The organism is Fusibacter paucivorans (assembly GCF_018390735.1).
In the GTDB taxonomy this organism is placed as follows: Bacteria; Bacillota; Clostridia; order Peptostreptococcales; family Acidaminobacteraceae; genus Fusibacter; species Fusibacter paucivorans.
This window is the reverse complement of the sequence record NZ_JAHBCL010000019.1, coordinates 52580-67742: the sequence shown is the minus strand read 5'-3', so window position 1 is coordinate 67742 and position 15163 is coordinate 52580. Positions and strand designations below refer to the sequence as shown.

Genomic DNA, 15163 nt, shown 5'->3' with positions numbered 1-15163 from the left:
ATTTGATTATGTCGGTGCATATTCGATTCAAAATAAGTGTATATATATGGTAATAATAAACCATTATAGAACATTTGAGGTGATTTATGCCTAAGAATCGGCAAATAAGCATTAACATTATTTTAATACTTGTCATGATTATTTCTGCGATGATTCAATATAAGTCGACGTATAATGATCGACTTGAAAAAATTGATATTCAGGTGGATTACACGCTGCAAGCTGTGGAGAATAAAATAGTTCAGCCCTTGGAGCAGCTTGAGATTATTCGGCTGCAAATGATCAGTTTTCTTGAAGAAAGCGGTGATAAAGGCATGCCGGATACAGTCAACGTGGGGACCTCTTATTATATCAATCCCGCGTCCATGCCTATAGAGAGCTCACTGACAGGCATGCTTGAAGGGGCGAGTATGGCAACGCAAACTGCTGTTGAAGTTAATGCCGCGATTAAACTGAATGCGGCTTTCAAGAAAGTAATTGAAAGTACACCGGAAATCAAATGGATCTATTATACATCGAAAAACCGTTTTTTAAATATCTATCCTTTTGTTGACTATGATTCTTATCATGTAACACCTGAAACGTTCGAATATGATTTCTTCCGCATTATTTCACCGGAAGAAAATCCTGACCGTGTTCAAAAGTGGACAAAGCTCTATAACGATCAAGTGACGGGAGAACGCATGATTACCATTAGCCTTCCCGTTTATGTTGATGATACATATTATGGAGCCCTCAGTATCGACTATACGTTGAATCAGCTCTCAGAAACTTTAGAAATACAGAGTGACACGCTTGAAAATTATGCCCTTTTCAATGATTTCGGCGAAGTTGTCGCCATTAGTTACAACAGCTTCTCGTCAGATGCGTTCACGCTAAACACCGAAATGCTTAAAACGCTCATCGGCAGTGATGGGCATGAGATCGTATCAGAAGGCTATTTGATGAAAACAGTTCGCGTTGGTGATCAGCCGCTTTTTTTGACATCAATTCTCGATCGGGAAGAAATGCAGTTTTACGTATTACGGCAATTATATCCAATTATGTTCTTCATCTTAGCCGCTTTGGTCATAGTCAATTTGTATTATCGAGCGACGACCATTAACAACCAACTCTTAAAGAGTGAGCATCAATTTAAGACGCTTTTTAACCAGTCGCCACAAATGATTATGATTCTGGACAAGCGGGGAATCATTGTTGACATTAATCGCTTTGGTCTAAATTTTATGAAAATGAAACGCGAGCAGGCAATTGATGAAGCATTCTATGAAATGTCATGTTGGCCAAATCGTGAAACAGCCGAGACGGCTGTCAAAATGCAAATTGAAACAACGATTCAAAACGGTGTCTACCAGGGTGAATACAAAATGCGCCATCACAGCGGCAAACTTAAAGACATTCTCTATACCATGGTTCCCCTTGACGAATACGACAGTAAAATGATGAAAGTTGTCGTTTTGGGGATTGATGTGACGGAACAAAAGGATTTGCAATATCAGCTTGAAAGCATGACGAGAACTGACAATTTGACGCAGGCGCTTAATCGCCGAGGGATGATGAATGTCCTTGAACAAAATATTAACCGAACAGAAAGAACCGGAAATGGTTTTGCAGTCCTGATTTGTGATATTGATTTCTTTAAGCAGGTTAATGACACCTATGGACATGAATGTGGAGATGAAATACTGGTTAAACTCGTTCAGGTTATGGAAAGACATTTGAGACCATATGATCATATTGGCCGATGGGGTGGGGAGGAGTTTTTGATTGTACTTGAAAATGTCGATCGTGATCTAGGCTATGACGTCGCAGATCGACTTCGTGTTGCCATTGGTACGAATCCTTTTAGATGCAGCGCCGTCACAGAACCAATTTTTATTAATGTCACTATTGGCATGCAGTACTATGACCTTACCATTGATGTTAAACAAAATATAGTCAATGCCGATACAGCGCTTTATTATGGCAAGCGCCACGGTAAAAACCAAACGATTTGCTTTGAGGAAACCGTTATAAGAGATGAGGCAGAGAATGATCGCAAACAATCATGAAGCAAAAGTAAAACTGGAGGCAATCGGAAAAATAGTCGCAGAGATTAGAGAGACACTTATTGAAAAGGCAGTGCCGGGAGCGAATATCGCAGTACTGGATGCGATTGCAAAAGATATGTTGGCTGCCAATGGGGCTGAATCTGCTCCGATTCACGATTACGAATTTCCGGGTTACACCTGTATTAGTTTAAATGAAGTCGTCGCACACGGTATTCCGAAGGATCGCATTATTCAGGAGGGCGATATCGTCAATATTGATGTTTCCGCAGTCAAGGACGGCTACTATGCTGATACAGGCGCGACGCGCATTGCCGGTACACCTGCGTCACCGCGGCATACTGCGCTGCTAGCGTGCTCAAGAGCAGCGCTTGAAGCCGGGATTGCAGCGGCAGTTCCGGGAAATCGCATTTATCATATAGGTGAAGCGATTTACAAAGTCGCCGTTAGCGATGGTTTTACCGTTATTCGCAATTTAACGGGACACGGTATCGGCAAAGCACTGCACGATCGGCCGCATCAAATTTCTAATTACCTTGTAAAGAAAGAAAATCAAATGATAAAAGTCGGACATGTTCTGGCAATTGAAACGTTTGTTTCGCTTGGCGATGAGTGGGTTGATGAGCGATTCAACGGTTGGGAGCTTTATACTTCTCCAAAAAATAGAACGGCCCAATTCGAGCACACCGTCTTGGTAAGTGCCGAAGGACCGATTATTTTAACGTAATGCTGAATCATGAGCATTATGATATGCATCACAGTGTTGGATGACTATCAAACATCACCCTTTACATTTTCAATGGTAATGATTCCCTCCATACTGTGAAGCTTTTTAAGAACGTCTTGATTTTGAACGCCATGTGCTAACTCATAAGTTACATTGATGCGATTGCTGCGCCCATCTTCAAGCGGGTCAATATTTAAATGAAGGATCTTACAGTGAAAGCTGCCGAGAACAACCGTTATGATTCCAATACGCTCTGGTGAAAGGTCTGAGTAGACATTGAGTTCGACAATGCGCTTGCCGCGTGTCAAATGCTTTTCGACACTGCTAAAAGTTTTAAGCGTTAGCAGCATGATGAGCATTGCCCAAATCGCAATATAAATATAGCCGCTGCCAACTGCGAGGCCGAGACAGGCAACAGCCCATAACCCAGCAGCGGTTGTCAAGCCTTTAACACTGGCACCTTCTTTAATAATCGTGCCGGCACCTAGAAAGCCCATGCCGCTGATAACCTGTGCACCAAGTCTCGTTGGATCGACTGACGAAAACTCACTGGCCAGTTGAATATTGATATCCATGATCATGGCTGCGGCGACACAGACGAGAATATGGGTTCGAAATCCTGCCGGTCTTTTAACAGTTTCGCGTTCAAGTCCAATGATACCACCGATGAAAGCGGCAACGAGGATTTTAATGGTAGACATTAGATAGGGTGTAGATTCAATGGCTGACAAGAAGGTTGAGGATGACATAGCTGCTCCTTTATTAATCTGAAATAAATGATTAAAATAATTTCTAAATTGCAATAATAATAAAAATAACAATATCAATATCAATGAAAGGTTTTAGGATGCTTCTATGACCATTACAAAGCGATTGCGCATACTGTTATTATGAATACTATAACGTAAAAGAAGGGGATTATCAAATGCACAGTTGGCTTTTTTGCTATTTTGGTCTTGCGAATGTAATCGCGTTATTACTCATGTGTCTGGATAAACGTAAGGCAGTCAAAGGGAAGTGGCGCGTATCAGAATTATCGCTGCTGGCGTTTGGATGGTTAGGTGGCGCGTTTGGCATTCTATCAGGCATGGTAGTCTGTAAACATAAATTATCAAAGTTACGCTTTCGTTTCATGATGCCAATTGCAGGCTTGGTGCATTGGCTCATCATTGGCTATTATTTTTTAATACTAAACTCATGACAATAAGTTAAGAACTTTTTATGCAAGAGTGTTTGACAGTGGCGAACAAATATGCAAAACTTAAGTTGACTAATGTTACAAAGGAGTGTGATTCATGAAACGCATCTTAATCACCGGTGCATCCGGCCAAATTGGCACAGAACTCACAGCTTTATGTAGGAAAACTTATGGTGTTGATAATGTTATTGCGACAAATGTCAAAGCAGGCATTAATGAAAGCGTTGAAAATGACGGTATTTTTTATTCAATGGATGTAAGAGACGGCAATCGGATCTATGAACTCGTCAACAGTCATCAGATTGATACGATTATTAATTTAGCGGCGCTTTTATCAGCAGTTGGCGAAAAAAATCCCGAACTGCTCTGGGAAGTCAATATGCATGGCTTATATAACTGCCTTGAAGTTGCTAAAGATACCGGTGCCATGGTGTTTACACCCAGTTCCATAGCAGCATTTGGCCCATCAACGCCTAAAATGCAAACCCCGCAAGTTACCATACAACGGCCTGAAACGATTTATGGTGTTTCAAAAGTAGCCGGGGAGCTTCTCTGCGATTATTATCATAAAAAATTCAATGTAGATACACGCGGTGTTCGATATCCGGGACTTGTCTCATATAAAGCAATGCCTGGGGGCGGTACGACAGATTATGCTGTCATGATCTTTTATGAGGCTTTGAAGCATAACGCCTATACCTGTTATTTATCTTCTGATATAAAAATGGATATGATGTATATGCCGGATGCGTTAAGTGCAATTCTTTCACTGTGTGAAGCGGATGGTGGGAAACTAAGGCATCGCAATGCTTATAATATTACAGCGATGAGCATTACGCCTGATGATTTAGCGGCTTCTATTCAGAAGCATTTACCTGATTTTAGATTATCTTATGATATTGATCCCATCCGAGAAGCCATTGCACGCTCATGGCCGGATCAGCTTGACGATCATTTTGCGAGAGAAGACTGGCACTGGGCACCATCCTACGATCTGGAAGCCATGACAGAGGACATGCTGCATCAGCTGCGACTTAAGCTAGGGATTGCATAATGATAGGGACTGCATAAAATATAGGGCCTTTGGTTCCTCAGTTGATAGATAGGTTTATGGAAAGTACCCGCCGTTTTTTTTTGACAGCGGGTTTTTGACTTGACTGTTTAAAGTCAAGAATGGACGTTAAATAGACGAAATCTGCATATAATGCTAATATAATGACATGTAGGAGGCTTTATGAAGCAGATTATTGAATGTATACCAAATTTCAGTGAAGGCAGGGATTTAGTCAAAATAGAGGAGATTGTCTCATCTTTTAGAGGCAAAAAAGGGATTAAACTGTTAGATTACAGTAATGACGAAGACCATAACAGATTAGTTGTTACCGTTGTTGGGGAACCAGAGGCGATGCTGTCTGCGTTAACTGAAGCAGTTGGGAAGGCAATTCTCCTGATTGATCTCAATAGCCATGAGGGGCAACACCCGCGAATGGGAGCTGTCGATGTCATTCCTTTTGTCCCCATCAAGGCTATTTCAATGGATGACTGTGTTGAACTTTCGAAACGTCTTGCAGATACGCTCTACGAAAAATATCAGCTGCCGTCTTTTCTCTATGAAAAATCAGCCGCAGCACCGCATCGTGAAAATTTGGCGACACTTAGAAAAGGCCAATTTGAGGGCATGCGTGAGAAGGTAAAAGATTTGAAGTGGCAGCCGGATTATGGCGTCACCATTCATCCAACTGCTGGAATCGTAGCGATTGGCGCAAGAATGCCGTTGGTTGCCTTTAATGTAAACCTCAATACAAACGATGTTGCTATTGCAGATAAAATTGCGAAATCCGTACGTCATATCAGTGGTGGCCTTCGCTATTGTAAGGCACTGGGGATCGAGCTAAAAGATCGCCAGATTGTTCAAGTCTCCATGAATATGACTGACTATACTAAGACGCCGCTGTACCGTGTTTTTGAACTGATAAGAATAGAAGCCCAGCGCTATGGCGTCAGTATTGTCGGCAGTGAAATCATTGGACTTGTACCAATGGCGGCACTAGTCGATACGGCATCCTACTATTTAGGATTAGACGAAGTTGAAGTGTTGGAAACCCGATTTATGGAGTAAAATATGAATGGAAATTTAATCATTGAGAACATTGATGAAATTGTGACACCGGAAGGCAATTGCGGCGTTAGTGGTAGTGATATGCAAAATCTGAGAAGATACGAGCACTACAGCGTTGTTGTAGAAGATGGAAAAATTGCGGCAATTACCAAAGAGGCAGCAGCATTAGCCGCGTTTAAAGAGAAAGGACATCCCGTCTTGTCCGGCAAAGGTAAGACCATGACACCGGGGTATGTCGATTCGCATACGCATTTAATTTTTGGCGGCTATCGTCCAGAAGAGTTTGATATGCGATTGAAAGGTGTCGCCTATATGGAAATTATGAAAAAAGGCGGCGGTATTGCCAATACGGTGAAAATGACACAAGAGGCAACGCTGGACCATCTGATTGCTACAGGTGCGGCTAGATTGACTAAGATGCTGGCGATGGGGACGACGACTGTTGAAGCAAAGAGCGGTTACGGCATGACGCTGGAAACAGAAATGAAACAGCTGAAAGCGGTAAAAGCATTAAAACGAATCTCACCAGTAACACTCGTATCGACTTTTTTAGGTGCGCATGCTATACCGGAAGACTATCAGCATGCAGCGGATTTCGTCAACTATTTAAATGAACGGGTATTGCCTCTTGTAAAGGATGAAGCGCTGGCTGAGTTCGTTGATATATTTTGTGAAGATCATGTCTTCAATATTGAGGATTCACGCATGCATTTACAGGCAGCGAAGGCATTGGGTTTTAAACTCAAATTGCATGCCGATGAAATTGTTCCCCTTGGCGGCGCAGAACTTGCGGCTGAAATGGGTGCTGTTAGCGCAGATCACTTGCTGCATGTATCAGATGAGGGCATACAATCACTTATAAAGGCTAATGTCGTAGCGACGCTGCTGCCGGCAACAGCATTCACACTCAGAGAGCAGTATGCGCCTGCACGGCGTCTTATTGACGGCGGCTGTATGGTAGCACTTGCAACAGATTTTAATCCAGGCAGCTGTTTTTCTTATTCAATGCCGCTGGTCATTGCACTGGCAACTTTACAAATGAAGATGACCATTGAAGAAGTGATTACAGCGCTTACCTTAAATGCTGCAGCAGCGCTGAACAGAGCAGAGATCATAGGCTCTGTAGAAGTTGGGAAACAAGCAGACCTATTGCTGCACGATTTTCCAAGTTACAAATATATTCCTTATCATGTTGGGATTAACACCGTGGCACATACCATCAAGAAAGGTGTTGTCTATACGAATAATATTATAAACCGAGAAACTTTCTGCTAACGATGAAGGAGCTTTAAAATGTTTAAACAACTTACACTAGAACAATTTATTGAGGAAACAGCTTCAGGTGCACCGGTACCGGGTGGCGGCAGTGTTGCCGCGCTTACGGGATCTCTTTCCGCAGCGCTGTCGGCAATGGTAGCAAATTTAACGGTCGGCAAGAAAAAGTATGCTGAAATGGAAGGCGATATGACACGCATATTAGCTTCAATGTCACCTAAAAAAGATCAGTTCTTAGCACTTATTGACAAAGATTCTGCTGCTTTCGACCTCGTTATGAAAGCACTCAAAATGCCTAAAGAAACTGAAGCGGACGCAGTGAAGCGTCAAGCGGTTTTACAGTCGTCACTCATTGATGCGGCAGATGCTCCCTATGCTATTGCAGAGTTGGCGGCCTCACTCTTTGAAGATATTGAAACACTGGTTGTCTATGGCAATTCAAATGCGCAAACAGATGCGCTCGTTGCAGCGATGCTCGCGAGAACGGCAATCCATGCTGCACTTTATAATGTGAAGATTAATTTACTGTCAATCAAAGATGAAAGTTACGTGACTAAAATGCGTGAAAAGGTCAATACGCTATCTGTGCTCGCCGATGAACGCGAAAAGGCAATTTTATCAAAATCATCTCTTTAGAGCGGGATAGAAGTGTTGGATTTTTATTGCGAATAAAATCATTTTGTAGGCAAATGAATAAATTAGGCAGTTTTATTTGTAATCGTTAATGCATTCAAGTATAATGAAGTCAATACTTTTGTTTAGGAGATGGTTGAATGTATAAAGTGGTAGCGGACAGCAGCAGTGAAATTGACGAAGCATTTGTAAAGACATATCCCGTTGATATTGTACCTTTTAAGCTTTACATTGATGGCAAGGAGTACGTTGATGACAGCGCGCTGGACGTTGATGCTTTTGTTGAAGAAATGGTTCAGTCTAAGGATACGCCTAAAACAGCGTGCCCATCACCCAATGAATTTTTAGAACACATTAAAGGAATGGCTGAAGAAGTTTACATGGTGACAATATCTTCAAAGCTCAGTGGAACATACAACAGTGCGGTCTTAGCTAAAAAACTTTATGAAGATGAACATGTTGGTGATAAATTTATTCACGTTTTTGATTCAAAAGGCGCTTCTGCCAGTGAAACACTGGTGACAAAAAAAATTCATGATTTAAAAAACTTGAATTTGGCACCAGAAGTGCTCGTTGAAAAAGTTGAACAATACATCAAGGAAATGCAAGTTTACTTTATTTCCGAATCGCTTGAAAACCTTATTAAAAATGGCAGAATATCAAAATGGAAAGGGCTGCTTGCCTCTACGCTGAGAATTATGCCGATTATGGGCGCAAATGAAAATGGTGAAATTGTGCTTTATGAAAAAGTCAGAAATACGAATAAGGCTTACCAGCGTCTCATTGATATGGTTCACGATGAAATTGTAAAAAGCGGCAAGAAAATAGTTGCTATTACACATGTAGGCAACTATGATAGAGCTCAGCAGATTAAGGACGAGCTCTCTAAAATAAAAGATATTGAAGAGATTATCAATATTAAATGTGCGGGACTGTCGTCACTGTACGCCGATAAGAAAGGTGTGATTGTCGCGTTTTAATTGATTAAACGATGACATATATAATGAAGATAGAGCCGATGTGCATGTGCTGTTAAGCGAATGTGCGTCGGCTTTTTTATCATCATTGGACAGTTGTCAGTTTCTTGCCTTCATGTTATGATAAATCTAAATGTTTTGTAACAATTAAGGCAATTGCAAAAGATTCTATAATTGATTGATTACCTCAATGTGACGAATGCCCGCTATATGAGGGCCACGCATATTGGGAGAAAGGATCAAAATTTAAAAGATGCAATTTTCTCAATGAATAGATTGCCATGAAAAATTATAAATTTGAGGTGATGGATATGCATAAAAAACTTTTTATTCCCGGGCCCGTCGATGTTCGGGAGGACGTACTTTTAAAAATGGCAACCCCTCAGATTGGTCATCGTACCAAGGATGCCTCTGCATTACAGCGACGGATTTCTGATAAAATGCGACAAGTAATGTATACAAAAAATGAAATTCTCTTGTCGACATCTTCCGGCAGCGGATTAATGGAAGGGGCGGTACGTTCCTGTACGGCAAAGAAAGCAGCTGTTTTTTCAGTTGGCGCCTTTGGCAAGCGATGGTATGATATGGCCGTTAACAACGGTGTGCCGGCCGATCTCTATACATCGCCGCTAGGGCAACCTACGACGGCGGCAATGGTAGAAGAAGCGCTTGAGACAGGAAAGTATGATTTAATTACGGTTACACATAACGAAACCAGTACAGGGATTATGAACCCCGTTGAATCCATTGCGGCTGTCGTCAGTAAGTATCCCGATGTTATTTTTTGTCTGGATACAGTCAGCTCAATGGGGGGGACAAAGATAGAGGTTGATGCGCTTGGCGTGGATATTTGTATTACTTCTACGCAAAAGTGCTTGGGACTTCCTGCCGGCATGGCGATTTGTTCCATATCGGAAAAAGCGCTTAAAGCGGCCGAAAAGGTACCGCATCGTGGAATGTACTTTGACTTATTGGCACTTTATCAGTGTATTCAAAAGAAAGATTACCAATATCCATCGACGCCGTCACTGGCGCATATGTTTGCGCTGGATTACCAGCTCGACAATATTTTGAATGAAGGACTCGAAAACCGTTATGCACGGCATTTAGCAATGGCTAAAACCGTAAGGGAATGGGCGAAAAAGTACTTCGATCTGTTTGTTGATGAGGCATATACGTCCAATACGCTGACGACTGTAAAAAACACGAGAGAAATTGATGTCAGTGCGCTGAATAAAGCATTGGGCGAGGTTGGATTTCAAATTTCTAACGGTTATGGTGACTTAAAAGATAAGACGTTTAGGATTGCACATATGGCAGATACACAGCATGAAACCCTTACTGCATTATTGACGGCGATCGAAGAGATTTTAAAATTGAAAGCGTAAGCAAGTTGGTAAGCGCTGTAGCGGATTCATCTTGTATAAGATGATAAAGAGGAGGTAACTTTGGCAATTGTTAAGCCTTTTGAGGGCATTATTCCTAAGGCGTCATATGCAGAAAGCGTTGCATCATTGCCTTATGACGTGATGAATAGAGAAGAAGCAAAAGCGATGGCAGCAGGCAATCCGCTATCATTTTTGCATATTGTGCGATCTGAAATAGATTTACCCGAAGCAGTCGGTGCATATGAGCCGGCTGTTTATGAAACGGCAAGGAAAAATCTCGACCGATTCATAGAAGAGGGGACGTTGGTTAAGACGGATAAACCCGTTTATTTTATTTATCGACAAATAATGAATGGACGTGTTCAGACTGGCATTGTTGCTCGGAATGCCATCGATGATTATTTGCAGGATCGTATTAAAAAACACGAATTTACGAGACCTGCTAAAGAAGAAGACCGCATTCGAAATTTCGATACATGTGAGGCCAACACCGCTCCAATATTTTTGACATATCGTAAGGATGAGATCATTCAACACATCGTCAATGATTGGATTAAATTTCATATGCCGTATGTTCAATTCACTTCTGAGGATGGCATTATGCACATCATTTGGATTGTCGATGCAGATGAAACCATACAATTGATAACAGAACGCTTTGCGGCTATTGATTATCTCTATATTGCTGACGGCCATCATCGTTCTGCCTCTGCTGTAAAAGTAGGGCTTAAAAGACGGTCAGAAAATCCAAACTTTTCAGGTGAAGAACCGTATAATTTCTTTATGTCTGTAATTTTTCCCGATGAGGATCTCTTTATTATGGACTATAATCGTGTTGTAGCTGATTTAAACGGTTACAGTGATGAAGCTTTTTTAGAAGCGATAACACAGCATTTTGAACTTGTAAAGGCGGATACGAGACCATATAAGCCAATGAAGCGCAGTACTTTTGGGATGTATTTATCTGGAAAGTGGTATACACTGTGTGCAAAAGCCGGTACTTATGCGGCTGACGATCCAGTCGAACGCCTTGATGTTTCGATACTGCAAAATAACTTATTGAAGCCCATTTTAGGCATTGACGATCCGCGAACTGATGAACGCATTGACTTTATTGGCGGCATTCGCGGTCTCGACGAACTGGAAAAACGTGTGGATACAATGGGATTTAAAGTTGCTTTTTCAATGTATCCCACGACAATGGATGATCTCATTGACATTGCGAATGCAGGTGCTGTCATGCCGCCTAAATCGACTTGGTTCGAACCAAAACTCAGAAGCGGTCTATTTGTTCATCGCTTGTTTTAACAAGGGTTATAGCCTTTAAATAGAACACCGAATACAATATTGCCCGCAGATGCAGTAGCAGTTTGATTGCTATATCTGCGGGTTTTAAACTGTGAAAAATTGATTTTAGTCTAATTGAAAGTATTTGGTGAGGATATTGCTTTAATGGATGAATGCAACTATGCTATAATAAAATAAGTATGAATGCAAAATGGGGAGAAAAATTTTGAGAACATTTGATTTTAGAAGCGACACGGTGACACAACCAACGCCAAATATGAGAAAAGCGATGTTTGAAGCTGTCGTTGGTGATGATGTATATCGAGACGATCCAACCGTGAACGAATTAGAAAGTAAGTGTGCCGCATTATTGGGTAAAGAGGCGGCACTTTTCGTGCCGAGCGGTACATTCGGCAACCAGCTGGCGATTCTGACGCATACGAAGCGCGGCGATGAAGTGATACTGGGAGATGCCTGTCATATTTTGAGGTACGAGGTTGGTGCTGCGGCGGTTATTGCCGGCGTGCAGCTTCGTTCAGCACCGACTGAAAAGGGTTGCTTTTATCCGGGGCATCTTGAAAAACTGATCAGAGGTGATGACATTCATTTTCCGGAAACGGGTCTGATTTGTATTGAGAATGCACATTCTGGCGGCAATGCGGTTCCCTTGGAACACATGGCAGCGGTCTACAAAATTGCCGGAGACAATGGTATTCCAGTTCATTTGGATGGTGCGAGACTATTTAATGCTGCTCTTGCACTCGGTGTTGAAGCGAAGGCGATTGCCGCCTACGCTGATTCAATTATGTTTTGCTTGAGCAAGGGATTATGCGCACCAATCGGCTCAATGCTCGTCGGTAATAGATCATTTATAGAACGTGCAAGAAAAAATAGAAAAATGATGGGCGGCGGTTTAAGACAAGTCGGCATATTGGCTGCCGCAGGGCGGATAGCGATTGAAGAAATGATACCAGCTCTTGCAGATGATCATTTAATGGCAAATCGTCTAGCGGCAGGTTTGGAGAAAATTCCGAAAATAGAGGTGCAGCAGGCACAGCGCGATATTAATTTTGTCTTTTGTAAAATAGCATTGCCAATGCCGCTTGAGGCGTTTACAGAAGCATTGTCAGCAAAGGGATTAATTGTAACAGGTACACCAGATGGTCATTTTAGATTTGTTGCCAATCACGATACGCCGGAGGAAGGCGTCGACTTGCTGATAGATACACTCAAAACATTGCTGTCTTAATGGAGGTCCCATGAATTATAGAATTGAAGACTTAAAAGAAGCTGTTAACAGGCTGGAATACGCTGTACATGATCGCGAGACGGACGATGTTGATATGTATGTGAGGCTGATTAAAAATATTGCTGCACAAATAAAAACGGACTATTGGTCGACTTATGTTGAGCATGAAGAAATTATTATTCAGCCCATCTCCAAGGTCTCAGACTATAAAACCATTAACACCATTGAATTTCTTTATAAACCCATGCACTTCAATAATATCTATGAAGGCAATGAAATTGAATATTTTGCACGTGAGCGTTCAGAAGAACTATTGGAATCTGGTGCGATAGAAGCGCATAATGAGTTTTGGCAGTCACATGAAATTATTTATGGCAATGTTTATGGATCTGTACCACTGGAGCTGATTACCAAAGATGCCATTGGAAAACTAATTAGGTGCGGCTGGCGAAAAGCCAATGTTGATATCATTGAGTTCAAAGCGGGATTGACGGACAGCGATATTCGCGACATTGCCGAACAGAAATTCAGACACTATATTATTATTAAAGAAATTGATACACAGGGTGTTCTATTGCTCCGTTACCAATTTTAGAAAGGCATTGCATGTTCATCAATGAAGAAACTCTAAAACTCGCCTATGAAATAGAAGCGCACGAGGTGGGGATGACGATCTTGGACGTCATGGCGCGAAAGATGAATTTATCCAGAAAACTTATTCGAAGATGTAAAGTTCATAAACAAATTGCATTAAACGGCAATAAGATTTCCGTTAATGCCAAAGTCAGTCGTGGGGACGTACTTACGATTATGCTTGATCATGATGAGAATACATTCGAGCCAAATCCGATTGTAATAGAAGTCCTGTATGAAGATGCCGATGTGATGGTTGTCAATAAACCGCCGTTTCTAGTCGTGCATCCAACAAGAGGGCATCAGGATGGAACATTGGCCAATGCGATCTCTCATTTGCAATATCAGAGAGGACAGAACTTTAAAATTCGTTTTATTAATCGTTTAGACCGTGATACTTCAGGTGTATTGCTCGTTGGAAAAAATGGTTATGCGCACCAAATTATTGCGGAACAAATGCAGGATGATACCGTTGAGAAGCATTATACTGCTGTTGTAGAGGGATGTGTACTGCCAAGTGAAGGGACGATTAACGCGCCGATTGACCGCTTGGAAGAAGGCGATGTGCGAAGAGGTGTTACAGAAAGCGGATTTCCCAGTATAACACATTATAAAGTATTGGCTTCTAATGATAAAGCATCGCTTGTAGATATTACATTGGAAACGGGGCGCACCCATCAGATTCGCGTTCATTTTCAATCTATAGGTCATGCGATTATTGGTGATACCCTCTATGGCAGTTCATCGGATTTTATAGACCGACAAGCGCTGCATTGTAGGGAGATGTGCTTTCGCTCTCCAAGAAAACCTGAGAAGACGGTAGTCAAAGCCGAATTGCCCGACGATTTTAAGAGGCTTCTGAAAGTACTAGACTTGCAGGATGTTTGATCTTTATAAAAAAATGCGTTATAATAAAGTAACGTCTGAGATGTTGGTTGTCATTGTGAATTCAACCACTGTATTTTGTTAGGGAGAACGTGTTCTGCTGCGTATGGCAAGCTTCTACAGGGAGAAGTCAGAAAGAGCAGATAGTCCACCCACCTGTTGAGGTGTGGTGTGATATTTGGGTGACGACGGCATCTTGGGCAAATAAAAAATCTCAATGCAGCAAGCATTGAGATTTTTATTTTTGATAATAATCTAAAGTTAAAGTCATTACATGTTTGCAACATCATCAAAGGCTGTTTCGGTGTCATCATAAACGGCATATGGTTCAGGAGAGGGAACACCGCGAGCCACTTGTGTGATAATTTCGATATTGGTCTCCGGCAATACACGGCAGTTACCTTCGAATTTAGCACCTGTTTCAGTATTGAGTGTCATACAGACGATATCACCAACCAATTTTGATGATTTCGTAAGATCAATACGACCTTTCGACTGGACGTTGCCAATGCAATGACCGTGAATTTCCAGATTGTCGCAGATAATATTGCCTTCGATGCGTCCGCGTTCTGAAAGGATGACGTTTCCCTTTGAGGTAATGTCACCAATAACGGTTCCGTCGATTCTGACGCTGGCTTCACTTTCCAAATTACCATTAACCATTGAATTCGGTCCAATAACCAAGTCAAAGGATGTTGTCACTTCTTTTTTAGAAAACATTTGCATGTTAGATCCCCCTTATAA

The 15163-nt window shown here is 41.7% G+C and carries 15 protein-coding genes and 1 other RNA gene; 14 read left to right on the top strand and 2 right to left on the bottom strand.

Annotated elements, in window-relative coordinates; all coding sequences use genetic code 11:
• Window positions 1-86: 86 nt before the first annotated feature.
• Together KHM83_RS11790 and map are read left to right on the top strand one after the other, a co-directional pair.
• Window positions 87-2051 (top strand): diguanylate cyclase domain-containing protein, encoded by a 1965-nt coding sequence (locus tag KHM83_RS11790; protein ID WP_213237224.1) that lies wholly within the window; start codon window positions 87-89, stop codon window positions 2049-2051.
• A complete protein-coding gene (gene map / locus KHM83_RS11785; protein WP_213237223.1) occupies window positions 2032-2775 on the top strand; it encodes a type I methionyl aminopeptidase in 744 nt (247 codons plus the stop codon). The genes KHM83_RS11790 and map overlap by 20 nt, the downstream gene beginning before the upstream one ends.
• Before the next feature lie 47 nt (window positions 2776-2822).
• Here map and KHM83_RS11780 read toward each other — a convergent pair whose 3' ends face one another.
• Window positions 2823-3524: an MgtC/SapB family protein gene (locus tag KHM83_RS11780; protein ID WP_213237222.1), complete on the bottom strand. Its 702-nt coding sequence runs from the start codon at window positions 3522-3524 to the stop codon at window positions 2823-2825.
• A 176-nt stretch (window positions 3525-3700) separates the two neighbouring features.
• Here KHM83_RS11780 and KHM83_RS11775 point away from each other — a divergent pair, with 176 nt between their 5' ends.
• The 12 genes from KHM83_RS11775 (at window position 3701) to ssrS (ending at window position 14626) form a co-directional block, all read left to right on the top strand.
• Entirely contained in the window at window positions 3701-3976 is a 276-nt protein-coding gene (locus tag KHM83_RS11775) for a DUF1294 domain-containing protein (protein ID WP_213237221.1), read from the top strand.
• A gap of 94 nt (window positions 3977-4070) precedes the next feature.
• The gene (locus tag KHM83_RS11770) at window positions 4071-5027 is read left to right on the top strand and encodes an NAD-dependent epimerase/dehydratase family protein (RefSeq protein ID WP_213237220.1); all 957 of its coding nucleotides are present in this window, start codon (window positions 4071-4073) and stop codon (window positions 5025-5027) included.
• 180 nt (window positions 5028-5207) lie between these two features.
• Entirely contained in the window at window positions 5208-6092 is an 885-nt protein-coding gene (gene ftcD, locus KHM83_RS11765) for a glutamate formimidoyltransferase (protein ID WP_213237219.1), read from the top strand.
• Between the two features lie 3 nt (window positions 6093-6095).
• Window positions 6096-7367, top strand: coding sequence for an imidazolonepropionase (gene hutI, locus KHM83_RS11760; protein WP_213237218.1), 1272 nt, complete (start codon window positions 6096-6098; stop codon window positions 7365-7367).
• A gap of 18 nt (window positions 7368-7385) precedes the next feature.
• Window positions 7386-8003, top strand: a complete 618-nt coding sequence (locus KHM83_RS11755; protein ID WP_213237217.1) for a cyclodeaminase/cyclohydrolase family protein — start codon at window positions 7386-7388, stop codon at window positions 8001-8003.
• 137 nt (window positions 8004-8140) lie between these two features.
• Window positions 8141-8980, top strand: coding sequence for a DegV family protein (locus KHM83_RS11750; protein ID WP_213237216.1), 840 nt, complete (start codon window positions 8141-8143; stop codon window positions 8978-8980).
• A 308-nt stretch (window positions 8981-9288) separates the two neighbouring features.
• Complete coding sequence (locus KHM83_RS11745; RefSeq protein WP_213237215.1) at window positions 9289-10365, top strand: pyridoxal-phosphate-dependent aminotransferase family protein; 1077 nt, start codon at window positions 9289-9291, stop codon at window positions 10363-10365.
• Window positions 10366-10425: 60 nt separating this feature from the next.
• Window positions 10426-11673, top strand: a complete 1248-nt coding sequence (locus tag KHM83_RS11740) for a DUF1015 domain-containing protein (protein WP_213237214.1) — start codon at window positions 10426-10428, stop codon at window positions 11671-11673.
• A 205-nt stretch (window positions 11674-11878) separates the two neighbouring features.
• A complete protein-coding gene (locus KHM83_RS11735; RefSeq protein WP_213237213.1) occupies window positions 11879-12901 on the top strand; it encodes a threonine aldolase family protein in 1023 nt (340 codons plus the stop codon).
• 10 nt (window positions 12902-12911) lie between these two features.
• Window positions 12912-13496 (top strand): hypothetical protein, encoded by a 585-nt coding sequence (locus KHM83_RS11730; protein WP_213237212.1) that lies wholly within the window; start codon window positions 12912-12914, stop codon window positions 13494-13496.
• 11 nt (window positions 13497-13507) lie between these two features.
• Entirely contained in the window at window positions 13508-14422 is a 915-nt protein-coding gene (locus KHM83_RS11725) for an RluA family pseudouridine synthase (RefSeq protein WP_213237211.1), read from the top strand.
• Between the two features lie 29 nt (window positions 14423-14451).
• A non-coding RNA gene (ssrS, locus tag KHM83_RS11720) (6S RNA) lies at window positions 14452-14626 on the top strand.
• Between the two features lie 63 nt (window positions 14627-14689).
• Here ssrS and KHM83_RS11715 read toward each other — a convergent pair.
• Window positions 14690-15145 (bottom strand): bactofilin family protein, encoded by a 456-nt coding sequence (locus KHM83_RS11715; RefSeq protein WP_213237210.1) that lies wholly within the window; start codon window positions 15143-15145, stop codon window positions 14690-14692.
• Window positions 15146-15163: the final 18 nt, after the last annotated feature.